Source organism: Streptomyces sp. NPDC045026 (assembly GCF_056432625.1).
On the sequence record NZ_JBWKIS010000021.1, the window covers coordinates 111,874 to 137,831 of the forward strand.

A 25,958-nucleotide genomic window follows, 5' to 3' on the forward strand; every position below is an offset into this window, starting at 1 on the left:
GACCGGCCCTCAGCCCACGGCGGTCACCAGAACGGCCACTGACGGATCATCCGCCAGGGCCCCGGTGACCGCCGTCCGCACGTCCCGCGCCACATCGAGCACCCGGCGCCCGCTCGACACGGCCAGTTCGATCCGCACGTGGCGCCGGGGCAGGGCGGCCGCGTCCTCGGGGTGCTCCCCGATGTGCACGGCACGCCCCAGGCCGCCCAGCGAACCGGTCAGCCGCGCCACCCCCGGCACGGACAGCGCGGCCTGCCCGGCCCGTTCCTCGTCACTGTCAGCCTTCGCCTGCCCGCCGTCCGCGATATCCGACTCCGCATCTCCTGAGGCATCTCCTGAGGCGGTCTCGGCTGCCGGACCGTCGTCGAGCAGCGCTGTCACCCGCAGGTCCACCTCCGTCACCGCGAGCCCGAGCCCCTCGGACGCCGCGCCGTTCAGGGCCACGCGCAACCGGGACGCGGCCGTGGGCAGCGGTTCGTCCGGCGCCGCCGCACACTCCGCGACGATCCTCAGCGGTCCCGGCGGCAGGGCACTCGGCGGCGCGGGCACCGCGGACTCGTAGGTGCCTTCGGGGTCGGCGAGCTCGATGCGCAGGCTTCCCAGCCGCACCCCCGGCACCGACCGGACTGCCTGGCGCAACGCCGACCGCGCCGCCGATTCGGCCAGCCAGCACCCGTCACGCGGCCCTCCGAGCGGTACCAGCCGGCCGAGCCCGAGCTGGTGTCGTACTGCCTGCGTCCATCGGTCAGCGCTCATTGCCCCAGCCTGCCGCATCCCTGGCGCGCGACCGGGCAACCGCACTTAGTGTGGTCGAAAGAGCAGTGACTCCCAGAGAACGACCTGAGAGAACCTCTTCGAAAGGGACGACCCGCGATGAGCGACACCGCAGAGAAGCCGGGAGAAGCGACCGGGGGCAGGACCAGCGTGACCAAGCGGGGCGGGGGATCCGCAGGGGCGCGGGGGCGCACCACCATCGCCGACGGTGTGGTGGAGAAGATCGCCGGCCTTGCCGCGCGGGACGTCATGGGTGTGCACGCGATGGGCAGCGGCCTGTCCCGCACCTTCGGAGCCGTACGCGACCGGGTGCCCGGCGGCACCAAATCCGTGTCGCGCGGGGTGAAGGCCGAGGTCGGCGAGGTACAGACGGCCCTCGACCTGGAAATCGTCGTGGAGTACGGGGTGTCGATCGCCGACGTCGCCCGCGACGTCCGCGAGAACGTGGTCGCGGCCGTCGAGCGCATGACCGGCCTCGAGGTCGTCGAGGTCAACATCGCGGTGAGCGACGTGAAGCTGCCCGACGAAGAGGACGAGGAGCCGGAGTCCCGGCTTCAGTGACTTCCGCCCGTGACTTGCCTTTGAGGAGGAGCGCTCGATGAACCTGGCCGTGATCGGCATGATCGCCGGAATGGCTCTCGGATTCGCCGGATACTTCGGCGGCTTCGGGGCCTTCCTGCTGGTGGCGGCGCTCGGCGCCGTCGGCTTCGTCGCCGGCCGGTTCCTCGAGGGGGACCTGGAACCCGGCGACTTCTTCCGCGCGCGCGGCGACCGGCGGCGGTGACCGGTGGCGACGCAGGTCGCGCCCGCCGAGCGCGGCGCGACCCGGATCGCCGACCGGGTCGTCGCGAAGATCGCCGCACAGGCGGCGCGTGAGGCGCTCCCCCCTGTTCCCGCGGACGGCAGCGCCCCGCGCGCCACCGTCTCCGTGCACCACGACATCGCCCGTGTGCGGATCAGTCTCGAACTGGAATACCCAGGCGACATCGGAACGCAGTGCGGCGCAGTGCGTCGCCAAGTCGCTGAGCGGGTAAAGGCGTTGGCGGGGATGGAGGTGCCCGAAGTGGCCGTCCAGGTGGAGCGGCTGCACTCGGAGCACGATCGCGGCGCGGGACAGCGGAGGATCCGATGAGCGAGCCCACACAGCCCCTGCCCGTCGTCGAACGCGGGCAGGGCGAGCTCGACCAGTTCGGCCAGTCGGGCTCCGCGGCCACCTACCAGGCGCTGCCCACGCTGGAGGGCGAACACGGCACCGGCCGCTTCTGGTCACCGCGCCGGATCCCCGCCGCACTGGTCGCGATCGTCCTCCTGGGCGGCTTCGGGATCCTGCTGTACGACATCGCCGCCGTGCGCGCCGGTCACTCCGCGATGCACTGGCGGCGCGCCCTCGCCCGCGAACTCGCCGCCCGGCCCCTGGACAACGTGTGGGTGCTGGTCGGCGCCGGGGTGGCCGCCGCGCTCGGGCTGTGGCTGATCGTGCTCGCCGCGACGCCCGGCCTTCGCGCCGTCCTGCCGATGCGCCGCACCCACACCCATGTCCGCGCCGGACTGCACCGCGACGCCGCCGCCATGATCCTGCGCGACCGGGCCATGCAGGTGTCGGGCGTGCAGTCCGTACGCGTGCGGATGAAGCGCTCCAAGGCCGAGGTGCGGGCCGTCTCGCACTTCCGTCAACTCGACGACGTACGCGCCGATCTGGACACCGTCATCGGTGAGGCCGTCAAGGGGCTCGGGCTCACCGCCACGCCCGGCCTCTCCGTGCACGTGGCGCGGCCCGGAAAGAAGGGGTGAACCCCGTGCTCAGGACCGTGAACCGGGTCGTCGTCGGCCTCGTCGGACTGATCCTCGTCCTGGCCGGCGGGTCCGTCCTCGCCGTCGGGCTCGGCGTGTCCCCGCCGTCCTGGTGGATCCACCACGGCCGGCACGACGTGTTGCTGAGCGAGGCGGACCGTGACCGGTGGCGTGACGACGGCTGGTGGTGGCCGGTCGTCATCGCCGTGCTCGCCGTCTGCGTCCTGCTCGCCCTGTGGTGGCTGGTCGCCCAGCTGCGCCGGCGCCGGCTCACCGAGGTCCTCGTCGACACCGGGGACGGCGAGGGCGCGCTGCTGCGCGGCCGCGCGCTCGAAGGGGTTCTCGTCAGCGAGGCGGAGTCGCTCGACGGCGTGGAGCGCGCCGGGGTCGTCCTGACCGGGCGGCGCTCCGCACCCCACGTACGCATGAGCCTGCTCCTCGAACCGCACGCGGAGCCCGGGGCGGCCCTCCAGCGGATCAGCGAGGAGGCCCTGGGCCACGCGCGTGACTCCGCCGGCCTCGCCGCGCTGCCTGCCGAGGTACGGCTCCGCGCGGTGAAGCACCGTGCGGAGCGCGTGAGTTGACCCCGTAACTCAGAGCCCGTAGCCCAGAACCCGGCGGCTCAGAAGCCGTGCCGGGAGCCGCCGTCCACCGGGAGCATCACGCCCGTGAGGTAGGACGCGGCGGGCGAGAGGAAGAACGCGGCGGTGCGGCCGAACTCCTCCGGCCTGCCGTAGCGGCGCAGCGGGGTGCGCGCCTCGTTGGCCGCGCGGGTCGCCTCCGGGTCGGCGGACAGCCCGTCGAGCTCGCGCATCCGGTCCGTGTCGATCCGCGCCGGGAGCAGCCCGACGACGCGGATGCCGCGCGGACCCAGCTCGTTCGCGAGGGACTTCGCGAACCCGGCGAGCCCGGGGCGCAGGCCGTTGGAGATGGTCAGGCCGGGGATCGGCTCGTGCACGGAGCCGGAGAGCACGAAGCCGATGACACCGCCCTCACCGAGCTCGGCCGCCGCGGCGCGGGCGAGCCGCACCGCGCCGAGGAAGACCGACTCGAAGGCCGACTCCCACTGCGCGTCGGTGTTGTCCGCGAGGAAGCCGGCGGGCGGCCCGCCGACGCTGATCAGCACGCCGTCGAAGCCGCCGAAGTTCTCTCGCGCGGCATCGATCAGGCGCCGCGCGACGGCGGGGTCGGCGTTGTCGGCGACGACGCCCACGGCGTTCTCGCCGAGCGCTTCGGCGGCCTCGGCCACCCCCTTCTCGTCCCGCCCGCTGATGATCACCTTCGCGCCGTCGGCGACGAGCTCACGCGCGGCCGCGTTGCCCAGGCCACGGGTGGCTCCGGTGACGACGTAGACACGGTCCTTCAGTCCAAGATCCATGGTCCTATCCTGCCTCGCCGGTCCCGAACAGCGTGAGGGCGGTCCCCACCAGGCCGATATGGCTGAAGGCCTGCGGGAAGTTCCCGAGCTGGCGCCCCGACACCGGGTCGTACTCCTCGGCGAGCAGCCCCACGTCGTTGCTGAGCCCGACGAGCTTGTCGAACAGCTCGCGGGCCTCCTTCGTATGCCCCGTCAGATACAGCGCGTCCGCGAGCCAGAACGAGCAGACGAGGAACGTGCCCTCGCGGCCCGGGAGTCCGTCGAGGCCGGTCGCCTCCGCGCTGTAGCGGCGCACGAAGCCGTTGTCGGAGAGCTCGTCGCGGACCGCCTGGACGGTGCCGAGGACGCGCGGGTCGTCCGGCGGCAGGAAGCCGACGCGGGGGATCATCAGCAGCGACGCGTCGAGTTCGGTCGAGCCGTAATACTGGGTGAACGTGTTGCGCTCCGGGTCGAAGCCGCGCTCCAGCACGTCACGGTGGATGTCGTCGCGCAGTCGCCTTATGGCGTCGAGATCGCCCGGCAGTCCGGGCTCATCCTCCATGGCGCTGACGATGCGGTCGGCGGCCACCCACGCCATCACCTTCGAGTGCACGAAGTGCCGGCGCGGCCCGCGGACCTCCCAGAGTCCCTGGTCGGGCTGGCGCCACGCGGTGCTCAGGAACTCCACGAGGGCCAGTTGCAGCCGCCAGGCGTGGGGCTCGGACGGCATGCCCGCCAGCCGCGCCAGGGCGAGCGAGTCGATCACCTCTCCGTACACGTCGAGCTGGAGCTGGTGCGCGGCGTCGTTGCCCGCGCGTACGGGGACGGAGTTGCCGTATCCGGCCAGCCAGGGGAGTTCGATCTCGGGCAGCCGGCGTTCGCCCGCGAGCCCGTACATGATCTGCAGGTCCGCCGGATCACCCGCGACCGCCCGCAGCAGCCAGTCCCGCCACGCCTTGGCCTCGTCCAGATAGCCGGCCGACACGAGCGCGCCGAGCGTGAGGGTCGAGTCGCGCAGCCAGCAGTACCGGTAGTCCCAGTTCCGCACACCGCCGAGTTCCTCGGGCAGCGAGGTCGTGGGCGCGGCGACGATCCCGCCGGTCGGGTCGAACGTGAGCGCCTTCAGGGTGAGCAGGGAGCGCAGGACCGCGTCCTTGTGCGGGCCCTCGTAGCGGCATCGCGACGACCACTTCCGCCACTCCTCCTGGGAGCGGCGCAAGGACTCGAACGGGTCGATGAGGTCCGGGCGCGGCTCGTGCGACGGGTGCCAGGTCAGCACGAACGCGACGGTCTCGCCCTCCTCGACGGTGAACTCGGAGTGCGTGGTGAGGTCCTTGCCCCAGGTGCGCACGGGAGGCTCGCTGCGCAGCCACATCGAGTCGGGCCCGGCGACGGCCACGCGGTGGCCGTCGGCCCTGCGCATCCACGGCACGATCGACCCGTAGTCGAAGCGCAGGCGCAGGGTGCCGCGCATCGTGACGCGGCCGCGGAGTCCCTCGACGATGCGTACGAGGTCGGGGGCCTGGTCGCGCTGTGGCATCAGGTCGGTGACCCGGACGCTGCCCTCGTCGGTGTCCCACTCCGTGTCGAGGACGAGGGTGCCGGGGCGGTAGGAGCGGCGGGTGCAGTCGCCCGCGCCCTTCGGGGCCAGCTGCCAGTGGCCGTTGTCCTCCTTGCCCACGAGTGCGGCGAAACAGGCCGCCGAGTCGAAGCGCGGGAGGCAGAGCCAGTCGACGGAGCCGGCACGGGAAACGAGGGCGGCCGTCTGCTGGTCGCCGATGAGCGCGTAGTCCTCAAGGGGTCGGTGCACGTGAGCCGGGTTCCCGCCGAACAGGGCCGCCAATCCCACCGGGGGCCGGGCGGGTGAGGGCGACTGCCCGCGCGGCGCCGGGCCGGGCCCTACACCGTGGCGGGCTCGGGGCCCGCGGGAGTCTCCTGTGCCGTCGCCGCCTCGGCGCGGTCGCGGCGCTCGCGCCGGACAAGCACGACGAAGCCGACGGGCACGGCCGCGGCGAAGAGCCACCACTGGACCGCGTACGCCATGTGCGGGCCGATGTCGCTGTGGTTGGGCGTCGGGATCAGCTGGGGCGTGTCGTCCTTCGACGAGGGCGACGTCTGCTCGATGAAGCCGCCGAGGACCTGCTTGCCGAGCGCCGTGGCCTGCTGGTCGCTGCTGATCAGCATGATCTGACGGTCCGGCAGGCCCTTGATGTCCTTGATGCCGCTCGCCGCGGTCGTCTCGTCGGCCATGAGGCGGCCGGTGACGGTGATCTCGCCGCGCGCGGGCGCCGGGATCTTCGGGAACGCGGTCTGCGAGCCCTCGGCCGGGATCCAGCCACGGTTGACCAGGAGTACCTTGCCGTCGTCGAGGACGAACGGGGTCAGGACGTGGAAGCCGACCTCGTCGTCGGTGTTCGTACGGCGCCGCACGACGACCTCGTGCGCGGTGTCGAACGTCCCCTTCGCGGAGACCCTGCGGTGGATCTCGGCCTTGGGAACGGGCTTCCCGGGGGAGGTGAGCTGCTCGGCGGGGAGCGGCTTCGCGGCGAGCGCGGCACCGATCTGATTGTTCTGCGCGACGCGGTGCTCGTGACGGTGCAGCTGCCAGAAGCCCAGCTCGATCATCGTCGGGATGAGGAGAAGGGTGATGAGGGTGAGGATCACCCACTGCCGGGACAACAGGAAGCGGTACACCCCACGACCGTACAACTCGGTCGTGGGGCGACATCACGGGGGTGTGCCGGAGAGCTCAGACCTTGTCGACGATCCCCACCCTCCCCTCCGCGCGGGAGCAGTGCGCCCCGCAGTACCAGTGCCCTTCGACCTCTACTCCCTGGCCGACGATCTGGCACCGGCAGTGCTCGCAGATCGGCGCCATGCGGTGGATGGCGCAGGAGAAACAGTCGAAGACGTGCACCGCGCCCTGCGCGTGCACCTCGAAGGACATTCCGTAGTCGTTTCCGCAGACTTCACAACGTGCCATGCGCCACAGGGTGGGCGTCGCGGTCGCGCGGGGCGAGCGGCGGGCGGGCGAGTCGCCGCGCAATCACCCGTCTGACGCCGGGGCGACATCGCGCAGGAGCTGCCCGAAGGCCGCCTCGTCGATGACCGGTGTCCCGTACTGCTTCGCCTTGACGGCCTTCGAGGTGTACGAGTCGGGGTCGTTCGTGACGAGGACGCTGGTGAGCCGGGACAGGCTCGTCGCGATGTGCAGCCCGGCCTCGACGGCGCGGTCCTCCAGGAGTTCGCGGTCGACCGAGGTGTCTCCGGAGAACGCCACCCGCATGCCCTGCTTGAGCTGTTTGCCCGGTTCGTATCGTCCGGGGTTCGGGTACGGGCACGGCTGCCGCTTGCGCGAGGGGCGCCATGTCCCGCCGCCCCCGTACGAGGACGACGACGGTGCCGAGCCCTGGCGGCCGATCCGTGCCGCGCCGTCCGTCCACTCCGTGAGCGGCCTGCACTCCAGCAGGGGCAGCCGCACCCCGCCGCTCGCGGCGGCCCGCAGGCTCGGCCGGAAGGCCTCGGCGAGCACGCGCGCGTCGTCGAGCGCATTGTGCGCGTTGCGCTGGACGACGCCGAAGTGCGCGGCGAGGGACTCCAGCTTGTGGTTGGGCAGCGGGAGGCCGAGCTCCTTGGACAGCGCGATGGTGCACAGGCGCTGGCGGACGGGGGCGGTGCGCTCCGCGCGGGCGTACTCGCGGGCGATCATCGACCAGTCGAAGACCGCGTTGTGCGCGACCAGCACGCGGCCGTCGAGCCGGGTCGCGAACTCCTCGGCGATGTCCTTGAAGAGGGGCGCGCCTTCGAGCACGTCGTTCGTCAGGCCGTGGATCCAGACGGGGCCCGGGTCGCGCTCCGGGTTGACCAGCGTGTACCAGTGGTCCTCGACCTCGCCCCGCGCGTCGAGCCGGTAGACGGCTGCGGAGATTATCCGGTCGTCCCGGGAGAGGCCGGTGGTCTCCACGTCGACGACCGCGTATCCCTGCGGATACGCGGCCGGCCACGGAGCGGCGGACGCGGCGGTCGTCTGGTCTTCGAGCATGGTCAATGAGGATACGGGCCACGGCTGACACCTCCGTCGCCCGGTCCCGCGGCCGCGTCCGTTATGTCCGCAACTGTGTCCGCAGCCATGTCCACAACTATGTCCGCAACAGGCCCGACACCAGAGCCCTGACGGAGGCGTCGAACACCTTCTCCGGGTCGGCCGGAAGGCTGAGCGCGCGGGCCAACGCGGCGTCGCCCTCCGCCGTCCGCGCGCCCCACAGCTCCTCCTCGCCGGGCCGCTGCACGGGCGCTCGCTCCCGTTGACGCTCCACCAGGACATGGCCGACGACATGGAACTGCACCGCCCGTACGACGCCGGCGGCGCGCGTTCCGCGCAGGCCCGCGGCGTGCACCTCGCGCACGAGGACCTGCTGCGCGGGCAGGAACATCCGCTCGGTCAGGCCGCGTTCGTGCACCATCGCGACGAGGTGCGGATGCTCGCGCAGCTGCCGGCGCAGGGCGCGGGCGACGGAGACGACGCGCTGCTCCGGGGTGGCGCCGCGGGGGCGGATCTCCCCGAGGTCGGCGACGGTGCGCTCGACGAGGGCTTCGAGTAGGGACTCGCGGTTGCCGACGTGCCAGTAGATCGAGGTGACGGCGGTGCCGAGCTCTGCGGCGAGCTTGCGCATCGTCAGGGACTGCGGGCCCTGCTGTTTCACGAGCTTCGCGGCGGCGGCGAGGACCTGTTCCCTGTCGAGATGTGTGCGCGTGTCTTTACCCTTCACGGAAGCTGTTGTAACTGTGTTACAGAGCATCCGCAAGTGCACGCCCGTCCAGGCAAGTCCGCGCCGACGAAGGGTGGTACGACATGGCACGCATTCGATACGGAGCACGCACGGAGGCGGAGATCTCCGCCGCGCGCACCGCGAGCTCGAAGCTTCCCGACATCTGGTCCACGGGGGTGGTGGCCGTCTGGGAGAGCGACCCGGACGCGGTCGCGGCGGTTCTCCCGCCCCCGCTCAAGGCCACCGAACGCCCGCTGGTGCGGGCCAACATCAGCAAGGTCGACCTGCCCGGCTACCCCCTGGGCGCGGGCTCGGTCGCCGTCGCCGCCGAGCACGGCGGTGTCGAGGGCTGGTATCCGCTGGTCATGCCGATGACGCACGAGCGCGCCCTGATCGGCGGCCGTGAGGTCTTCGGCGAGCCGAAGAAGCTCGGCGAGGTCAGCGTCGAACGCGACGGCCTCGTGGTGCGGGCGGCCCTCGCCCGGCACGGCATCGCCTTCGTGGAGGTGCGGGGCGCGGCGAGCGGCGCCCTGCCGCTGCCCGAGCCGACGCTGAAGACGGACTTCTACTTCAAGTTCCTTCCCGCGGTGGGCGGATCGGGCTTCGACATGGAGCCGGTGCTCGTGCACTGCCTGCGCAACGAGAAGGTCCGCAAGCTGGAGCGGATCACCGGGGACGTCATCCTGCGGGAGTCGATGTACGACCCGGTCGCCGACCTGCCGGTGCGCGCCGTCGTCGAGCTCACCATCGGCGAGAAGACCACCGACCAGAAGGGCCGCGTCGTCGAACGGGTCAGCGCACAGGCCCTGCTGCCGTACATCCACCAGCGCTACGACGACCCGCAGCAGATCCTCGACGGGCCGCCCGAGGGGAGTCTGTGATGCGGCTGGAGGCGGGGCAGGTCGCCGTCGTCACGGGCGCGGCGAGCGGCATCGGACTTGCGATGGCGCGGCGGTTCGCGGCGGACGGTCTGAAGGTCGTGCTGGCGGACGTCGAGGAGTCCGCCCTGGAGAAGGCCGCCGCCGGCCTGCGCGAGGACGGCGCCACCGTGCACGCGCGCGTGGTCGACGTCGGCGACCGCGGCCAGGTCTTCGCCCTCGCGGACGCGGCGTACGAGAAGTTCGGCGCCGTCCACGTCCTGTGCAACAACGCGGGCGTCGGCTCGGGCGCCGAAGGCCGCATGTGGCAGCACGAGCCGAACGACTGGAAGTGGGCCTTCGAGGTCAACGTGTGGGGCGTCTTCCACGGCATCCAGGCCTTCGTGCCGCGCATGATCGAGGGCGGCGCGCCCGGCCACGTCGTCAACACGTCGTCCGGCGACGGAGGAATCGCCCCGCTGCCCACCGCCTCCGTGTACGCGGTCACCAAGGCGGCCGTCGTGACGATGACCGAGTCCCTGTACGCGCACCTGAAGGCGGAGCACGCGCGCGTGGGAGCCTCCGTGCTTTTCCCCGGACCCCACATGCTGCGCACCGGACTGTGGGAGTCGCACCGCAACCGGCCCGAGCGGTACGCCAAGGAGAGGCCGCGCAGGACCCCGTACCGCAGCCTCGGGCAGTGGGAGTCCGCCATGAAGGAGGCGGGCCAGGAGGTGGAGTTCACGCCGGTCGAGGAGGTCGCGGACCTCGTCGCCGAGGGCGTCGCGGCCGGCCGGTTCTGGCTGCTGCCCGAGAGCGAGCACAGCGACCGGCAGATCAAGGCCAGGTCCGCCTCGATGCTGGAGCGCGCGAACCCGGCGTACCTGGAGAGCTTCATTCTGGACTGAAGGGCATGTGATGACCGACCAGGATCCGTACCTGATCATCTCCTCCGACTGCCACGCCGGTCTCCCCACCGAGGAGTACCGGCCCTATCTGGACAGCCGTTTCCACCGCGCCTTCGACGAGTTCCTCGGCGAGCGGGGCGCCCGCCGCGAGGAGGCGACGCGGCTCGGCATCCGCAACGACGCGTTCGCCGCCAAATGGTTCGCCGACAACTCGGAAGGTCTGCGCGGCGGTTGGGACTCCGCGCAGCGCCTCAAGGAGCTGGACGGCGACGGGGTCGTCGCCGAGGTCGTCTTCCCCGACGCGGACGCCGTGGACAGCCGGACGGCCGCGCCCTTCGGTGTGGGGCTCGGGCTCTCCGGTGACCAGGACCCGGAGCTCGGCATGGCGGGCGCCCAGGCGCACAACCGCTGGCTCGCCGACTTCGTGTCCGAACACCCCGAACGGCACTGCGGTGTCGCCCTGTTGCCCATCACCGGCGAGGTCGAGCGCGTCGTGGCGGAGGTCCACCGGGCCAAGGAGTCCGGGCTCGGCGCGCTGATGATCCCCTCCATGTGGGTCGACAAGGCGCCCTACCACGACCGGCGTTACGACCCCGTGTGGGCCGCGGCGGCGGAGTGCGCCATGCCCGTGGTCACGCACTCCGGGGCGGCGCCCCGCCACGAGTACGGCGACCATCTCGGGATCTATGTCTCCGAAGTGACGTGGTGGCCCGCGCGGCCCCTGTGGTTCATGCTCTGGTCGGGCGTCTTCGAGCGCCACCCGGGGCTGAAGTTCGGCGTCGCGGAGTCCGGCTGCTGGTGGCTGCCGAACCTCCTGTGGTTCATGGACCGCCTCTACCTGGGTGCGCACGGCGGCAAGAAGCTCTCCCCGTTCGCCGAGCTCAAGCGGCCCCCGCACGAGTACCTGGACCGCCAGATCTTCATCTGCGCCACCAACACCAAGCGCCGGGAACTCGCCCAGCGCTACGAGATCGGCGTCGACAACATCCTCTGGGGCAGCGACTTCCCGCACCCGGAGGGCACCTGGCCCGACACGCGCGCGTGGCTGAAGAAGACCTTCCACGACATCCCGGTGGCGGAGACCCGGCGCATGCTGGGCCTCGCCGCCGCCGAGGTCTTCGGCTTCGACACGGAGGAACTGGCCCCGCTGGCCGCCCGCATCGGCCCGACCCCCGCCGAACTCGGCCAGAACACCGACCAGTCGGCCGTCGAGGCGTCCTGGGCGCGCTCGCGCGAGGTGGGCCGCCACTGGCTGACCGACCACGACTTCCCCACCCTGGGGGTGACCTCATGAGCGAGCGCTACACCGTGATCTCCGCGGACTGCCACGCGGGAGCCGACCTCCTCGACTACCGGCCCTACTTGGAGTCCCGCCACCACGACGCGTTCGACGCGTGGGCGGCGAGCTACGTCAATCCGTACGCCGACCTGCTCGCGGCTACTGCTGACCGCAACTGGAACTCTGACCGGCGCATCGCCGAACTCGAACAGGACGGGATCGTCGCGGAGGTCGTCTTCCCGAACACGATCCCGCCCTTCTTCCCGTCCGCCTCGCTGATGGCCCCGGCCCCGACGCGCGAGGAGTTCACGCGGCGCTGGGCGGGGCTGCGTGCCCACAACCGCTGGCTCGCCGACTTCTGCGCCGCCGCCCCGGGGCGCAGGGCGGGCGTCTTCCAGATCCTCCTCAACGACGTCGACGAGGCCGTCAAGGAGATCAGGTGGGCGGCGGCCGCCGGGCTGACGGGCGGCCTGCTGCTGCCCGGCACACCGCCGGGCTCGGGCCTTCCCGAGCTGTACTCGGCAGCGTACGACCCGATCTGGGCCACCTGCGCCGAGCTCGGTGTGCCGGTCAACCACCACGCGGGCTCGGCGTCCCCGCCGCTGGGCGACGAACCGGCCGCGCGCGCCGTGTTCATGGTGGAGACGACGTGGTTCTCGCACCGGGCCCTGTGGCACCTGGTGTTCGGCGGCGCGTTCCGCCGTCACCCCGGCCTGAAGCTGGTCCTCACCGAACAGGGCTCGGGCTGGATCCCCGGGGTCCTGGACATGCTGGACTACTACCACGGGCGTCTGGTGGCCGCCTCGACGCGAGCGAACACGGCGGAGTCCAAGTTCGGTGCGGGGCTGGCGGATTCGATGGGTAAGGGGCCGTCCGAGGTGTGGCGCGACAACTGCTACGTGGGGGCCAGCTTCATGCGCCCGCACGAGGTGCCGCTGCGTGAGCGCATCGGCCTCGACAAGATCATGTGGGGCAGCGACTACCCGCACGACGAGGGCACGTACCCGTACACGCGCGAAGGGCTGCGGATCGCGTACGCGGGGCTGCCGCGCGACGAGGTCGCCGCGATGGTCGGCGGCAACACGGCCCGTGTCTACGGCTTCGACCTCGGTCTGCTCGACCCGATCGCGGCCCGCGTCGGACCGACCGTCGAGGAACTGGACGAACCTCTCGAACAGGCGCCGAAGGACGCGACAAGTCCGGTGTTCGCCCAGGGAGGATCGGTCCGGATCTGGTGACCTAGGGTCTTTCGTTTGGATCACGCCGGGCTCGCGGCGTGATCCAAACGAAAGACCCTAGGTGCGATGCTCATCGGGTGACTGACGATGCGCAGGATGCACCGCACGAGGAGTCCCACGGCGGCGCGCTCGGAGCGCGGCTCAACTGGCTGCGCGCCGCCGTGCTCGGCGCCAACGACGGCGTGGTGTCCACCGCCGGTCTCGTCGTCGGCGTGGCCGGCGCCACCGAGGACCGCGGCACGCTCCTGACGGCGGGCCTCGCCGGGCTGCTCGCCGGCTCCATGTCGATGGCCGCGGGGGAGTACGTCTCCGTGTCCACGCAGCGCGACTCGCAGAAGGCGGCCCTCGCGCAGGAGAAGCGGGAGCTGCGCGAGTACCCGGAGGCCGAACTCGTCGAGCTGACCGGGCTCCTGGAGGACCGCGGGCTCAGCCCCGAAGTGGCGCGGGAGGCCGCCGAGCAGCTCACCTCGCGCGACGCGCTGCGGGCGCACGCGCGCGTGGAGCTCGGGATCGATCCCGACGACCTCACGAACCCATGGCACGCCGCCTGGGCGAGCTTCCTCGCCTTCACCGTGGGCGCGCTGCTGCCGCTGCTCGCGATCGTCCTGCCGCCCGGCGTCTGGCGCCTGCCCGTCACGGTGGTCTCCGTGCTCGCGGCGCTCGCCCTCACCGGCTGGAGCAGCGCCCGGATGGGCTCGGCGGCGGTGCGGCCCGCCGTGTGGCGGAACATGGCGGGCGGGGCGCTCGCGATGGCGGTGACGTACGGGGCGGGGTCGCTCCTGGGGGCGGCCGGGGTCTGAGCGAACGCGCGGGAACCGGCGGAGATCAATGGGGGAAGGCACCAACAACGAGCGTCTTACCGCTGGTAATACTTGTGGGTAACACCGTCTAGCCGTGGCCCGTCCGTGGCCCTACGGTGCAGGCATGTCGCCGAACCTGCCCGATGTCGTGCTCTGGTCGATCCCGGCCTTCGTGCTGCTCACCGTCGTCGAGATCGTGAGCGTACGCATACATCCCGATGACGACGCCGCAGGCTACGAGACCAAGGACGCCGCGACGAGCATCGGCATGGGGCTCGGCAGCCTCGTCTTCGACTTCCTGTGGAAGATCCCGATCGTCGCGATCTACACGGCGGTCTACGAGCTGACGCCCCTGCGCGTGCCGATCCTGTGGTGGACGATCCCGCTGATGCTCCTCGCGCAGGACTTCTTCTACTACTGGTCGCACCGCGGGCACCACGTCATCCGCATCCTGTGGGCATGCCACGTCGTGCACCACTCCAGCCGCAAGTTCAACCTGTCGACGGCGCTGCGCCAGCCGTGGACGAGCCTGACGGTGTGGCCGTTCTACCTGCCGCTCATCGCGTGCGGCGTGCACCCGGCCGCGCTCGCGTTCTGCTCGTCGGTGAACCTCGTCTACCAGTTCTGGATCCACACCGAGCGCATCGACAAGCTGCCCCGCGCCTTCGAGTTCGTCCTCAACACCCCCTCCCACCACCGCGTCCACCACGCCTCCCAGGGCGGCTACCTGGACCGCAACTTCGGCGGCATCCTCATCGTCTGGGACCGCCTCTTCGGGTCGTTCGTGCCCGAGATCGAGCGCCCGGTGTTCGGCCTGACCAAGAACATCGACACGTTCAACCCGCTGCGGGTCGCCACGCACGAGTACGCGGCCATCGCCAGGGACCTGAAGGCGGCCGGCAGCTGGCGCGAGCGGGGCGGCAGGGTGTTCGGCGGGCCGGGGTGGCAGCCGAAGGACGCGCCCGCGCCGACCCCGGCCTCCGCTACGAGCCAGAGCACCGAGAAGGCAGCCGAGGGCGCCGCGTGACGCCGACTCCGGCGCAGGCACCTTCCCCGGCGCAGCCGTCCTCCCGGGCGCCGGGACCCGCCCGTGAGCGCGCGGCACGCCTCCTGCTCGCCGCCTTCGCGCTGGCGACCGCCGTCGACCTGGTCGCCCTGCTCGCCGGGACCGGCGCCGTGCACACCGCCGCCAAGCCGCTCCTCATGCCGCTGCTCGCCGCGTACGTCACCGTGCGCGGTGGCCCCCGGCTCCTGACCGCCGCCCTGCTCCTCGGGTGGGGCGGCGACGTGCTCCTGCTGTTCGACGCCGACGTCGCGTTCCTCGCGGGCATGGGCTCCTTCGCCGCCGGACACGTCTGCTACCTCGTGCTCTTCAAGCGCACCGGCACGTCACGCGCGCGTGGCACTCTGCTCGCGGCCGCGTACGGCGTCGCGCTCGTGACGACCGTGGCGCTCCTGTGGCCGGACCTGCCGGCCGACATGCGCGGACCCGTCGCCGGATACAGCCTGCTCCTGACCGCCATGGCGTACGGCTCCTCGCGCCTGGGCCGCACGGCGGGGTGGGGCGGCGCGCTCTTCCTGCTGTCGGACACCCTCATCGCGACGGGTGTCGCCGACTGGCCGCAGCTCCCGCGGCCCGACTTCTGGGTGATGCTCACCTACGCAGCCGCCCAGTACCTGCTGGCGCGCGGCGTGCTCGGACACCCCCTCGACGCGCGGCCCGCCTCCGCTGCGGCGTACCGTGAAGGACGCACGACCATCACCTGAGGCGCCCCGCACGCGATCCGTCAGCGGCGCCTGTGACCAGCACGAAGGACCCCCACTCATGCGCGCCACCACCATCCACGCCCCCTTCGACATGCGCGTGGAGGACGTGCCGGAGCCCCTCGTCCAGCTCCCCACCGACGCCGTCGTCAGGGTCCTGCGGGCCTGCATCTGCGGCAGCGACCTGTGGGCGTACCGCGGCGAGGCGGCCCGTCAGCCCGGCCAGCGCATCGGACACGAGTTCCTCGGCATCGTCGAGGACACCGGCTCCGAGGTGACCGGCGTCCGGCGCGGCGACCTGGTCGTCGCCCCCTTCATGTGGTCGGACGGAGTCTGTGACTACTGCACCGAGGGCCTCACGACCTCCTGCGAGCACGGCGGCTTCTGGGGCGCGGTCGGCTACGACGGCGGCCAGGGCGAAGCGGTCCGCGTCCCGTACGCCGACGGCACCCTCGTCCAGCTGCCCGCCGACGCCGCCTCCGACGACCACCTGCTGTCCGCGCTGCTCACGCTCTCCGACGTCATGGGAACCGGCCACCACGCCGCGCTCGGTGCGGGTGCGCGCGCGGGCGCCACGGTCGCCGTCGTCGGTGACGGCGCCGTCGGCCTGTGCGCGGTCCTCGCCGCCAAGCGGCTCGGCGCCGAGCGCATCATCGCGCTCGGCCGCCACCAGGTCCGCACCGACATCGCCCGCCGCTTCGGCGCCACCGACGTCGTCGCCGAGCGCGGGGACGCCGCCGTCGAGGCCGTCCGCGAGCTGACCCGCGGCCAGGGCGCCCACGCCGTGATCGAGGCCGTCGGCACCGAGCAGTCCATGAGCACGGCCGTGAACATCACCCGCGACGGCGGCGCCATCGGGTTCGTCGGCGTTCCGCACGGCAGCGGCACCGGTCTCGACCTGAGCGTCATGTTCGACCGGAACATCGCCCTGCGCGGCGGAGTCGCGCCCGTGCGCACGTACATCCCGCAGCTGCTGCCCGACATCCTCGACGGCACGATCGACCCGTCGCCCGTCTTCGACCTGACCGTCGGCATCGAAGGCGTGCCCGACGGCTACAAGGCGATGGACGAGCGCACCGCCCTCAAGGTGCTGGTCACCAACTGACGGTCCGCGCGCGGGGGTTCAGGACCAGCGGATCGGGAGCGGCAGCGCGGTCAGGACCGCCGACACCGCGACCACCACGCCCAGGACTGCCACCTCCGCGCGCGCGGGCACGTAGGCGGCCCCCAGGCCGCCATGGCGCTGCCGGCGCCGCGCGGCCAGGGCGAGCACGGAGACTACGGCCACGAGAAGCACCTTCGCGAGCAGGGTGCGCCCGTAGGCCGTCGTCACCAGCTGGCCGAGGACCGTGCCCAGCGGCATCCGGCGCAGCGTGCTGCACACGCCCGTCGCCGTGATGGCGGCGAGCAGAACGGCCGCCACGCGCGCGTAGAGCCCCAGCAGCGCGGCACCCGCCTCAGGAGCCGTCGTACGCCACCGGCGCAGCGTCCGCAGGACGTGCAGCAGACCGCCCACCCACAGCGCGGCACACGTCAGATGGACGACGGTGAGGGCCGAGCCCGCGTACGCCGTGTGCTCGGCGGGCGGGTGGGCGCGCAGCGCCTCGGCCACCACGACGGTGGCCAGCGGCGCGAGCGCGGTCGCCGGGCGGCGCGAGCGGGCGCACAGCGCGGCTACCGCGAACGCGTTGACCTCCAGGAGAGCGAGGGTGCCGTCCCTGGTGCCGTAGAGCCCGGCGATGTCCAGGTCGGAGAGCGCGTGTGGCACGAGGTTGCCGTTCGCCACGATCGACGCGAGTCCCAGCGCGGCCAGGAACCCCGCCCAGGGCGCGAACGCCGACCAGCCGCGCGGCCCGTCCCCGGGCGGCGCCCCGGGCACCCGCCGGGCCAGCCGCGCCGCGAACAGTTCGCCCAGCTGGACGCAGAGGGCGGCGAACAGGACCGCTCGAAGGAGCGCTACGACGGTGACTCCGGGCGCGGCCGCCTCCCCCGTGCCGCCAAGGGCCGCGGGGGGCCCGAGCAGGGGGATCATCGCGGCGGCGGCCACGAGGACGAGCACGGCGACGGCCCGCCGGGTGGCGGGCCGTCGGACGGGAGGGCCGTTGTCGTCCGCGGTGGCGGCGGGCACCTCGGTGGACGGTCGTATGGAACTCACCACAAGATCTTCGCCAGTTGTGACAGATCCAGGCAAGTCCACGAAAACAACTGGCGCAGCGGCATTCCGCCTGAGCGTCCGGCTTCAGCCATGGCGCCACTCGGGCGCATCGACCCCCCAAAGCCCGGACGGGCGCGCCCAGTTGACGGGGCCTCCGGCGAATCCGGCCGGCGGCAGCGCGTGGCGCAGCCGCCCCGCGGGACTGTCGGTCTCCGTGAGCCAGCGCGCCGGATTCCCGGCGTCGTACGTCCGCGTGACCGCGCCGGGCCCGTGCGGGAGCTCCCGAGTCAGCCAGTGGGCGGTCCGGGCGAGCGCCAGCCGCAGGGCACGGGTGCCGCCCTCGTCCAGCTGCTCGGTGACGGCGCGCAGCACGGCCGCCGCGAGGAGATAGCCCGTGCCGTGGTCCAGGGCCTGCGCGGGCAGCGCCCCCGGCCGCTCCCCGGACCCCTCGACGGCCGCGATTCCCGTGGCCACCTGCACCACGCTGTCGAAGCCCCGCCGCTCGCCCCACGGACCGTACGCGCCCCACGCGGACAGCTGCGCCACCACGAGCCCCGGCCTGCGCGAGGCCAGCGCCTCGGGAGCGAGGCCGAACCGGTCGAGCGCGCCGGGCCGGTAGCCCGTCACGACGACGTCGGCGCCCGCGAGGAGGTCGCCGAAGGCACGGCGGTCCGCCGCGCCCGTCAGATCCAGCCGCGTGGACCGTTTCCCGAACCCGGTGTCCGCGTGCGCCTCCGGATCCTCCGGCAGCTGCGGCGCGTCGACGCGCAGCACGTCCGCGCCGAACAGCGCGAGGGTGCGGGTGGCGACCGGACCGCCGGTGACCCGTGTCAGGTCGAGGACGCGCAGGCCGGACGCGGGCAGCAGCGGGTCACCCGTGAGCGGGGGCAGCGACCGCGGCGCCGCGCCGTCGAGCCGCTCCCGCTCCAGCAGCGGCCGCCCGGCGACTGCCGTCCCCTGGGGGTGCGCGGCCCACTCCTCCATGGTCCGCAGGGCGACGGCCAGGCCCCCGGCGGCGTACACGGTCTCCTCGGCCTCGGCGGCCGACCGCTCCGCGAGCAGCGCGGCGACCTGCTCCACGGACGCGTCGTCGCCGAGCCCGAGGGCTTCGCACAGCCGTGCCCGGTGGTGCGGATAGTTGGCGTGGGTGCGCAGCCACCCGTCCGCCGTGCGCCAGAACCGGGACAGCGGAGCGAAGTTGACCGTCGCGCGCCCGTCGATCAGCAGATGCCGCTCGCTGACGAACGCGGTGGCCGGCGCCCCGTCGTCGAGGACCACGCGCGGCAGTGGCCGTCCGGTGCGCCGGGCGGCCAGCTCGGCCGCGGCCAGCGAGCACGCGCCCACGCACGCGCGTGCCAGGTCGATCACGGGCAGCCGCGAGGGCAGCGCCCCTTCGCGCAGGACGGACGCGATGTGCGAGGTCAGGGCCGGGTCGCCGCCGAGCGCCGCCCACGCCGCCCGCGTCCCCTCACCCACCGGTGCATGTGTCATGCAGGCACTATCGCGCACGGCTTCCGAAACGATACAGGTGGGCCGGGCGAAGCCGCCCGGCCCACCTGAACCGCTGTGCCTACGCGGCTACTTGGTCACCGCGTCCAGGGCGTCGGCGATGCCGTGCCCGTAGAAGCCGTTCTTGTTCTTGCCGCCCTCGCACACCGCGTCGACCTTGCCGTCGCCGTCGATGTCGTACGGGTCGGTGCACGGCGTGGCGTCGGCCTGCGCGTACAGGAGCGCCTTCACGGCCGCCGCGGAGGCGTGCGGGTGCGTCGACTTGATCAGCGCGGCGACGCCGGCGACGTGCGGGGACGCCATCGACGTACCGGCCATGTAGCCCCACTTGCCGCCGGGCAGCGGGCCGAGGATCAGGCCGCTCGTGGCGGGCGGCGCCGGGGTCTGGTAGGCCGTCGAGTCGCCGCCCGGGGCCGCGATGTCGATGGTGCCCTGACCGTAGTTGGAGAACGACGACTTGAGGCCCTTGGCCCCCGTCGCCGCGGTCGTGACGACGCCCGGCAGCTGCGTCGGGATGTCGAAGCACTTGGACGGGTCGACGACCCGGTCGCCCGGCGTCGTGTCGTTCGGGCTCGACGGGTCGGTGATCTCGTCGGACGCGAGGTCGTAGTTCTCGTTGCCCGCCGCCGCGACGTTCACGGCGCCCTTCTTCTCCGCGTACTGCGAGGCCCGCGCGACGGCCTTCACCAGGGCCTTCTGGTCGGGGTCGTCCGTGCAGTTGAAGTACCACGGGTCGGTGTAATAGCTGTTGTTGGTGACGTCGACGCCGTGCTCGGCCGCGAACACGAAGCCGCACACCACGGCCTCCGTGTAGAAGAAGCCGTCCGGGTTGCCGACCTTGATGCCGGAGACCTTCACACCGGGTGCGACGCCCGTGATGCCGACGCCGTTCTTGGCGCCCGCGATCTCGCCCGCGACATGCGTGCCGTGCGGGCTCTCCGAGGCGCTGGGGCGCCACGAGCCCTCCGTCGTGTCCGGCTTGCCCGACACACAGTTCGCGGACGCCCCGCGGTCGAAGTTCGGCGCGATGTCGGGGTGGGTGTCGTCGACGCCGGTGTCGATCACGGCGACGGTGACTTTCCTGCTGCCGAGGGACTTCTCGTGTGCCTTGTCCGCCTTGATGGCGGGCAGGTCCCACTGCAGTGGCTCCAGCGGGTCCTGTCCGGCGGCCGCCTGACCGGCCGCGGCGCCCAGCTGGGCGGCGGTCAGTGCCTTCGGGGTGCCGAGGTCACCGGTGGACTGGGCGGGCAGCGGCGCGGTGCGCGTGGCACCCGCCGAGTCGACCCCGCGGGCCTTGCGGATCGTCTTCGCGAAGTCCGGGTTCGAGGAGTGCGCGACGATGACGCCGATCTTGTCGTACGCGACGACGACGGTGCCGCCGGCCTTCGTGATCTCCTTCTGGACGGCGGCCGAAGTGCCGTGTCCTGAGCGCACGTTGACGACATAGCTGAGCGCGGGGCCGTCCGTGGCGGCCGGCGCCGCAGGAGCCTGCGGGGCCTGTCCCGCGGCCGACGCGGTCACGTTCGGCAGGAACGCGAGGGCCGTGGCCATGGCCATCCCGGCCGGGATGGCTATCGAACGGCGGATGGAGCGGGAGCGCGCGAGGGGCGCCGTCATGGTGTCTCCTGAGTTCGTTGCGTTCGGGATGCGAGGGGCGGCACGCAGTCGGTGCCACGCCAAGTGCGGCTGGTGCAGGGCTGCTTGACGGCCTTCGGGTCGCGGGTCCGCGTCACTTCTTGACGGCGTCGAGCGCGTCGACGATGCCGAAGCCGTAGAAGCCGTTGACGCGCTTCCCGCCCTCGCAGGTGGCGTCGACGACACCGTCGCCGTCACCGTCGTACGGGTCCGACGGGCAGCCCGGGTTGTCGGCCTCGGCCTTGAGGAGCGCCTGGAGCTGGGCCGGAGTGGCCCTCGGGTGGGTCGACTTGAGGAGCGCGGCGACACCCGCGGCGTGCGGCGACGCCATTGACGTGCCCTGGAGGAAGCCGTACTCGCCGCCCGGCATCGTCGACAGGATGCGGCCGTTCTTCGACGGGGTGTCGGGGAACTGGAGCTTGTCGCCGCCCGGCGCCGCGATGTCGACGACACCCTTGCCGTAGGTGGAGTAGTACGCCTTGGCGCCCGTCGGGCCCGAGGCGCTGACGGTGACGACGCCCGGCAGCTGCGTCGGGATGTCGAAGCACTTGTGCGGGTCGATCGTGCGGTGGACCGGCGTCGAGTCGTCGGGGCTGGAGTCGTCGACGAGTGCGTCCGAGTCCAGGTCGTCGTTGGAGTTACCGGCCGCCGCCAGATTGAGCGTGCCCTTCTTCTGGGCGTACAGCTGGGCCCGGTTCACCGCGTCGACGATGGCCTTCTGGTCCGGGTCGTCCATGCAGTTGTAGAGCCAGGGGTCCACGTAATAGCTGTTGTTGGTGACCTCGACGCCGTGGTCGGCGGCGAACACGAACGCGCAGACCACGTTCTCCGGGTAGAACAGGCCGTCGTTGGGGTCACTGACCTTGATGCCCGCGACCTTCACGCCGGGAGCGACCCCGGCGACGCCTATGCCGTTGCGGGCCGCGGCTATCTCACCGGCGACGTGCGTGCCGTGATAGTCCTCGGCCGGGTCGTACGGGCGCCACGCGCCGGGCGAGGTGTCCGCCTTGCCGCCGACACAGTTCGCGGACTGCGACGCGGAGAAGTTCGGGGCGAGGTCCGGGTGGGTGTCGTCCACGCCCGTGTCGATGACGCCGACGGTGACGCTGCGGCTGCCCGGGTTGATCCGCGCGGCCTTGTCGGCGCCGATCGCCCGCAGGTCCCACTGGTCGGCCTCGAGCGGCTCGGCACCCGAACCGGCGTGTGCGGCAAGGGACTTGACCTGTGCCTTCGACAGGACCTGGGCGCCGCCCTCTTCGGTGGTACCGGCGGCGACCAGCGGCGACGTACGCGTGGCGCCCGCCGACTGCACGCCCTTGACGGCGCGGATCCGCTTCCCGAAGTCCGGGTTCGACGCGTGGACGACGATCACGCCGATCCGGTCGTACGAGACGACGACGGTCCCGCCCGCCTCGGCGATCGCCTTCTTCACGGAGCCGAGGGTGCGGTGGTCCGTCCGGGTGTTCACGACGTACGCGAGGGCCCTGGCGTCGGCGGTGGCCGAACCAGCCGTGACCGCAAGGGAGTTGGCCGGTGTGGCCGACGCGGCGCCGGGCAGGAAGCCGAGGGACGCGGTGAGCGCGAGGCCGAGCGGCAGGGTGAGCGCCAGGCGGCGTCTGGAGCGCAGATGAGCCATGGGATCTCCACATCATCCGTCGTATATGGAAAAGCCCGAACACAGTGGTGCTCGGGCAGGTACATGACGCGTGGTGCACGGGTGAACGTATCCCGGGTCCTCGCAGGCCAGCAATGAATTCCCGAAGAAAACGCATGATCGGGCAAAGGAGTTGAACCGGTGCGCGCGTGTCTCCGTGACGTTGAGCAGGGGGCACGCACGTGATCCCCGCCCCCTGTCGGATCACGCCGGGTAGCCCTACCATCGCCACCCGGCCCAGGTGATCCACGTCACTGCGAGGTCCGAGAAACCACATGTCCGTTCCATCCGCCGCACCCGCACCGCGAGGAGACCCCGTGGCCACCGATGCATCGCCACCGTCGAAGGGCGGCCCCGACACCCGTTCCGCACCCCCTTCCACGGAGGGTCCCTCCACGGGGGAATTCATCGCGGAGCAGGAGAGCGCGGAGTTCGCCGAACTACGCCACGCACACCGCTCGTTCGCCTTCCCGCTGACCGTCGCCTTCATCGCCTGGTACCTGCTGTACGTACTGCTGTCGAACTACGCCGGCGACTTCATGGGCACCAAGCTCTTCGGCAACATCAATGTCGCGCTGGTCCTCGGCCTCGGCCAGTTCCTGACCACGTTCCTCATCGCCTGGTGGTACTCCCGCCACGCCGCCGCCAAGCTCGACCCCAAGGCCGAGGCGATCAAGTCCCGGATGGAGGGCGGCGCATGAGCCCCGCAGTCACGCAGGTACTCGCCGCGGGTGAGGCGAGTGAGCACCGGCCGCTGATCATCTCCCTGTTCGCGGTGTTCGTCCTCGCCACCCTGGTGATCACGGTCTGGGCGGGCCGCCAGACCAGGAGCGCCGCCGACTTCTACGCGGGCGGGCGCCAGTTCACCGGCTTCCAGAACGGACTCGCCGTCTCCGGCGACTACATGTCCGCCGCCTCGTTCCTCGGCATCGCCGGAGCCATCGCCCTCTTCGGCTACGACGGCTTCCTCTACTCGATCGGCTTCCTGGTCGCCTGGCTGGTGGCGCTCCTCCTGGTCGCCGAACCGCTGCGCAACTCCGGCCGCTACACGATGGGCGACGTCCTCGCCTACCGGATGCGCCAGCGCCCGGTCCGCACCGCCGCCGGCACCTCCACGATCGTCGTCTCGATCTTCTACCTGCTCGCGCAGATGGCGGGCGCGGGTGTCCTCGTCTCGCTGCTGCTCGGCATCACGTCCGACGCGGGCAAGATCGGCATCGTCGCCCTCGTCGGCCTCCTGATGATCGTGTACGTCACCATCGGCGGCATGAAGGGCACCACCTGGGTCCAGATGGTCAAGGCCGTGCTCCTGATCGCGGGCACGATACTGCTCACCTTCCTGGTCCTGTTGAAGTTCAACTTCAACATCTCCGACCTGCTCGGCAAGGCGGCGTCCAACAGCGGAAAGGGCGCCGCGTTCCTGGAGCCCGGACTCAAGTACGGCGCCACGTCGACGTCGAAGATCGACTTCATCTCGCTCGGCATCGCGCTCGTCCTCGGCACCGCGGGACTGCCGCACATCCTGATCCGCTTCTACACGGTCCCGACGGCCAAGGCCGCCCGTAAGTCCGTGAACTGGGCGATCGGCATCATCGGCGCCTTCTACCTGATGACGATCGCGCTCGGCTTCGGCGCCGCCGCCCTCATCAAGCCGGACGAGATTATCGCGTCCAACCCGGCGGGCAACACCGCGGCGCCGCTGCTCGCGCTGCACCTCGGCGGGGTCGACTCGTCGTGGGGCGCGATCCTCCTCGCGACCATCTCGGCGGTCGCCTTCGCGACGATCCTCGCGGTCGTCGCGGGCCTGACCCTCGCCTCGTCCTCCTCGTTCGCGCACGACATCTACGCGAACGTCATCAAGAAGGGCAAGGCCTCCGAGAAGGAGGAGATGAAGGCGGCCCGCTGGGCGACCGTCTTCATCGGCATCGTCTCCATCGGCCTCGGCGCCCTCGCCCGCGATCTGAACGTGGCCGGCCTGGTCGCGCTCGCCTTCGCGGTCGCCGCCTCCGCCAACCTGCCGACGATCCTCTACAGCCTCTTCTGGAAGCGCTTCACCACACAGGGCGCGCTCTGGTCGATCTACGGAGGCCTGTTCACCGCGGTCTTCCTGGTGCTGTTCTCACCGGTCGTGTCCGGAAACCCGAAGACGTCCATGTTCAAGGGCGTGGACTTCCACTGGTTCCCGCTGGAGAACCCGGGCATCATCTCGATCCCGGTCGGCTTCCTGCTCGGCTGGCTCGGCACGGTCCTCTCCAAGGAGAAGGCGGACGCCGGCAAGTACGCGGAGCTCGAAGTCCGCTCCCTCACCGGCACGGGAGCCCACTGACCTCGGGATTCGGACGGCCGCGTCGCAGATCCTCGTACGGATCTACGATGCGGCCGTCCCGCTCCCGTGGGATCTGGAGCCCCCTGGTGTCGGACCCATCACGTAGGCTCGGATAATCAGATCCGCATCGGAGAGGGGGCCCACGTGCTGATCGACACTTATGGCCGAGTGGCCACCGACCTCCGCGTCTCGCTGACCGACCGGTGCAATCTCCGGTGTACGTACTGCATGCCCGAAGAGGGCCTGCAGTGGCTGGCCAAGCCCGATCTGCTCACGGACGACGAGATCGTCCGGCTCATCCGGATCGCCGTCACCCAGCTCGGCATCACGGAGGTCAGGTTCACCGGCGGCGAGCCCCTGCTGCGCCCCGGCCTCGTCGGCATCGTGGAGCAGGTGGCCCAGCTGGAGCCCCGCCCCCAGATGTCCCTGACGACGAACGGGATCGGACTCAAGCGCACCGCCGCCGCCCTCAAGCAGGCCGGCCTCGACCGGGTCAACGTCTCGCTGGACACCCTGCGCCCCGACGTCTTCAAGACCCTCACCCGGCGTGACCGCCACAAGGACGTCATCGACGGCCTCGAAGCCGCCGGCGCGGCGGGCCTCACCCCCGTCAAGGTCAACTCCGTACTGATGCCGGGGCTGAACGACGACGAGGCACCCGACCTCCTCGCCTGGGCCGTCGAGCACGACTACGAGCTGCGCTTCATCGAGCAGATGCCGCTGGACGCCCAGCACGGCTGGAAGCGCGACGGCATGATCACCGCCGGTGACATCCTGGCGTCCCTGCGCACGCGCTTCGACCTCACGCCCGAAGGCTCCGAGGAGCGGGGTTCCGCCCCCGCCGAGCGCTGGCTCGTGGACGGCGGACCGCAGCGCGTCGGCGTCATCGCCTCCGTCACCCGCCCGTTCTGCTCGGCCTGCGACCGCACCCGGCTCACCGCCGACGGACAGGTGCGCACCTGCCTGTTCGCCAGCGAGGAGACGGACCTGCGCGCGGCCCTGCGCTCGGACAGCGGGGACGACGAGATCGCCCGTACCTGGAAGCTCGCCATGTGGGGCAAGAAGGCCGGCTCCGGTCTGGACGACCCGACGTTCCTCCAGCCCGAGCGCCCGATGTCCGCGATCGGCGGCTGACCCGGGGC

General features: G+C 71.8%; 27 protein-coding genes. 16 read left to right on the forward strand and 11 right to left on the reverse strand.

Features of this window, described 5'->3' with window-relative positions:
• Nucleotides 1-9 precede the first annotated feature (9 nt).
• Entirely contained in the window at nucleotides 10-756 is a 747-nt protein-coding gene (locus AC07EJ_RS33135) for an Asp23/Gls24 family envelope stress response protein (RefSeq protein WP_478885647.1), read from the reverse strand.
• 117 nt (nucleotides 757-873) lie between these two features.
• On the opposite strand from AC07EJ_RS33135, the gene AC07EJ_RS33140 reads away from it, so the two are divergent.
• Genes AC07EJ_RS33140 through amaP form a run of 5 tightly spaced genes read left to right on the forward strand, consistent with a single transcriptional unit; the run spans nucleotide 874 to nucleotide 3,149 of the window.
• Entirely contained in the window at nucleotides 874-1,335 is a 462-nt protein-coding gene (locus tag AC07EJ_RS33140) for an Asp23/Gls24 family envelope stress response protein (protein WP_329574603.1), read from the forward strand.
• A gap of 37 nt (nucleotides 1,336-1,372) precedes the next feature.
• Nucleotides 1,373-1,558, forward strand: coding sequence for a hypothetical protein (locus AC07EJ_RS33145; RefSeq protein ID WP_362908099.1), 186 nt, complete (start codon nucleotides 1,373-1,375; stop codon nucleotides 1,556-1,558).
• Between the two features lie 3 nt (nucleotides 1,559-1,561).
• The gene (locus AC07EJ_RS33150) at nucleotides 1,562-1,906 is read left to right on the forward strand and encodes an Asp23/Gls24 family envelope stress response protein (protein ID WP_389475528.1); all 345 of its coding nucleotides are present in this window, start codon (nucleotides 1,562-1,564) and stop codon (nucleotides 1,904-1,906) included.
• On the forward strand, nucleotides 1,903-2,565 hold the full coding sequence (locus AC07EJ_RS33155; RefSeq protein ID WP_389475530.1) for a DUF6286 domain-containing protein: 663 nt from the start codon (nucleotides 1,903-1,905) through the stop codon (nucleotides 2,563-2,565). Before AC07EJ_RS33150 ends, AC07EJ_RS33155 begins: the two co-directional genes overlap by 4 nt.
• Entirely contained in the window at nucleotides 2,562-3,149 is a 588-nt protein-coding gene (gene amaP, locus AC07EJ_RS33160) for an alkaline shock response membrane anchor protein AmaP (protein WP_389475532.1), read from the forward strand. Before AC07EJ_RS33155 ends, amaP begins: the two co-directional genes overlap by 4 nt.
• Nucleotides 3,150-3,187: 38 nt before the next feature.
• Here the strand turns inward: amaP and AC07EJ_RS33165 are convergent, their stop codons facing one another.
• The 6 genes from AC07EJ_RS33165 to AC07EJ_RS33190 form a co-directional block, all read right to left on the reverse strand.
• On the reverse strand, nucleotides 3,188-3,943 hold the full coding sequence (locus AC07EJ_RS33165; RefSeq protein WP_393585787.1) for an SDR family oxidoreductase: 756 nt from the start codon (nucleotides 3,941-3,943) through the stop codon (nucleotides 3,188-3,190).
• 4 nt (nucleotides 3,944-3,947) lie between these two features.
• On the reverse strand, nucleotides 3,948-5,732 hold the full coding sequence (locus tag AC07EJ_RS33170; protein ID WP_389475536.1) for a glycoside hydrolase family 15 protein: 1,785 nt from the start codon (nucleotides 5,730-5,732) through the stop codon (nucleotides 3,948-3,950).
• An 89-nt stretch (nucleotides 5,733-5,821) separates the two neighbouring features.
• Nucleotides 5,822-6,616: an SURF1 family cytochrome oxidase biogenesis protein gene (locus AC07EJ_RS33175; protein ID WP_389475538.1), complete on the reverse strand. Its 795-nt coding sequence runs from the start codon at nucleotides 6,614-6,616 to the stop codon at nucleotides 5,822-5,824.
• 55 nt (nucleotides 6,617-6,671) lie between these two features.
• Nucleotides 6,672-6,905, reverse strand: coding sequence for a hypothetical protein (locus tag AC07EJ_RS33180; protein WP_389475540.1), 234 nt, complete (start codon nucleotides 6,903-6,905; stop codon nucleotides 6,672-6,674).
• Between the two features lie 63 nt (nucleotides 6,906-6,968).
• A complete protein-coding gene (locus AC07EJ_RS33185; RefSeq protein WP_389475542.1) occupies nucleotides 6,969-7,964 on the reverse strand; it encodes a DEDDh family exonuclease in 996 nt (331 codons plus the stop codon).
• A gap of 97 nt (nucleotides 7,965-8,061) precedes the next feature.
• Nucleotides 8,062-8,691, reverse strand: a complete 630-nt coding sequence (locus AC07EJ_RS33190) for a TetR/AcrR family transcriptional regulator (RefSeq protein ID WP_478885648.1) — start codon at nucleotides 8,689-8,691, stop codon at nucleotides 8,062-8,064.
• 83 nt (nucleotides 8,692-8,774) lie between these two features.
• Between AC07EJ_RS33190 and AC07EJ_RS33195 the strand changes: the two genes are divergently transcribed.
• From AC07EJ_RS33195 to AC07EJ_RS33230, 8 genes are all read left to right on the forward strand, one after another.
• Nucleotides 8,775-9,572 (forward strand): acetoacetate decarboxylase family protein, encoded by a 798-nt coding sequence (locus AC07EJ_RS33195; RefSeq protein ID WP_478885649.1) that lies wholly within the window; start codon nucleotides 8,775-8,777, stop codon nucleotides 9,570-9,572.
• Nucleotides 9,572-10,456: an SDR family NAD(P)-dependent oxidoreductase gene (locus AC07EJ_RS33200; RefSeq protein WP_393585784.1), complete on the forward strand. Its 885-nt coding sequence runs from the start codon at nucleotides 9,572-9,574 to the stop codon at nucleotides 10,454-10,456. The genes AC07EJ_RS33195 and AC07EJ_RS33200 overlap by 1 nt, the downstream gene beginning before the upstream one ends.
• 10 nt (nucleotides 10,457-10,466) lie before the next feature.
• Nucleotides 10,467-11,750 (forward strand): amidohydrolase family protein, encoded by a 1,284-nt coding sequence (locus AC07EJ_RS33205; protein WP_389475549.1) that lies wholly within the window; start codon nucleotides 10,467-10,469, stop codon nucleotides 11,748-11,750.
• Nucleotides 11,747-12,973, forward strand: coding sequence for an amidohydrolase family protein (locus tag AC07EJ_RS33210; RefSeq protein ID WP_389475551.1), 1,227 nt, complete (start codon nucleotides 11,747-11,749; stop codon nucleotides 12,971-12,973). Before AC07EJ_RS33205 ends, AC07EJ_RS33210 begins: the two co-directional genes overlap by 4 nt.
• Before the next feature lie 77 nt (nucleotides 12,974-13,050).
• On the forward strand, nucleotides 13,051-13,773 hold the full coding sequence (locus tag AC07EJ_RS33215; RefSeq protein WP_389475553.1) for a VIT1/CCC1 transporter family protein: 723 nt from the start codon (nucleotides 13,051-13,053) through the stop codon (nucleotides 13,771-13,773).
• A 124-nt stretch (nucleotides 13,774-13,897) separates the two neighbouring features.
• Nucleotides 13,898-14,800 (forward strand): sterol desaturase family protein, encoded by a 903-nt coding sequence (locus tag AC07EJ_RS33220; RefSeq protein WP_478885650.1) that lies wholly within the window; start codon nucleotides 13,898-13,900, stop codon nucleotides 14,798-14,800.
• Nucleotides 14,797-15,540: a lysoplasmalogenase gene (locus AC07EJ_RS33225; RefSeq protein ID WP_478885651.1), complete on the forward strand. Its 744-nt coding sequence runs from the start codon at nucleotides 14,797-14,799 to the stop codon at nucleotides 15,538-15,540. The genes AC07EJ_RS33220 and AC07EJ_RS33225 overlap by 4 nt, the downstream gene beginning before the upstream one ends.
• 58 nt (nucleotides 15,541-15,598) lie before the next feature.
• The gene (locus AC07EJ_RS33230; protein ID WP_389475559.1) at nucleotides 15,599-16,642 is read left to right on the forward strand and encodes a zinc-dependent alcohol dehydrogenase family protein; all 1,044 of its coding nucleotides are present in this window, start codon (nucleotides 15,599-15,601) and stop codon (nucleotides 16,640-16,642) included.
• 18 nt (nucleotides 16,643-16,660) lie between these two features.
• Here AC07EJ_RS33230 and AC07EJ_RS33235 read toward each other — a convergent pair whose 3' ends face one another.
• The 4 genes from AC07EJ_RS33235 to AC07EJ_RS33250 all read right to left on the reverse strand — a co-directional run bounded on the left by AC07EJ_RS33235 (nucleotide 16,661) and on the right by AC07EJ_RS33250 (nucleotide 22,472).
• Nucleotides 16,661-17,692, reverse strand: a complete 1,032-nt coding sequence (locus AC07EJ_RS33235) for a CopD family protein (RefSeq protein ID WP_478885652.1) — start codon at nucleotides 17,690-17,692, stop codon at nucleotides 16,661-16,663.
• A gap of 84 nt (nucleotides 17,693-17,776) precedes the next feature.
• A complete protein-coding gene (locus AC07EJ_RS33240) occupies nucleotides 17,777-19,183 on the reverse strand; it encodes a CoA transferase (RefSeq protein WP_478885653.1) in 1,407 nt (468 codons plus the stop codon).
• An 87-nt stretch (nucleotides 19,184-19,270) separates the two neighbouring features.
• Nucleotides 19,271-20,818 carry a S8 family serine peptidase gene (locus AC07EJ_RS33245; RefSeq protein WP_389475565.1) on the reverse strand — a complete coding sequence of 516 codons (1,548 nt, stop codon included), beginning with the start codon at nucleotides 20,816-20,818 and terminating at the stop codon, nucleotides 19,271-19,273.
• 112 nt (nucleotides 20,819-20,930) lie between these two features.
• On the reverse strand, nucleotides 20,931-22,472 hold the full coding sequence (locus AC07EJ_RS33250; RefSeq protein ID WP_478885654.1) for a S8 family serine peptidase: 1,542 nt from the start codon (nucleotides 22,470-22,472) through the stop codon (nucleotides 20,931-20,933).
• 335 nt (nucleotides 22,473-22,807) lie between these two features.
• On the opposite strand from AC07EJ_RS33250, the gene AC07EJ_RS33255 reads away from it, so the two are divergent.
• From AC07EJ_RS33255 to moaA, 3 genes are all read left to right on the forward strand, one after another.
• The gene (locus tag AC07EJ_RS33255) at nucleotides 22,808-23,191 is read left to right on the forward strand and encodes a DUF485 domain-containing protein (protein WP_389475569.1); all 384 of its coding nucleotides are present in this window, start codon (nucleotides 22,808-22,810) and stop codon (nucleotides 23,189-23,191) included.
• A complete protein-coding gene (locus AC07EJ_RS33260) occupies nucleotides 23,188-24,816 on the forward strand; it encodes a solute symporter family protein (RefSeq protein ID WP_389475571.1) in 1,629 nt (542 codons plus the stop codon). The genes AC07EJ_RS33255 and AC07EJ_RS33260 overlap by 4 nt, the downstream gene beginning before the upstream one ends.
• Before the next feature lie 144 nt (nucleotides 24,817-24,960).
• Nucleotides 24,961-25,950: a GTP 3',8-cyclase MoaA gene (gene moaA, locus AC07EJ_RS33265; RefSeq protein WP_389475573.1), complete on the forward strand. Its 990-nt coding sequence runs from the start codon at nucleotides 24,961-24,963 to the stop codon at nucleotides 25,948-25,950.
• The last annotated feature ends 8 nt before the right edge of the window (nucleotides 25,951-25,958 follow it).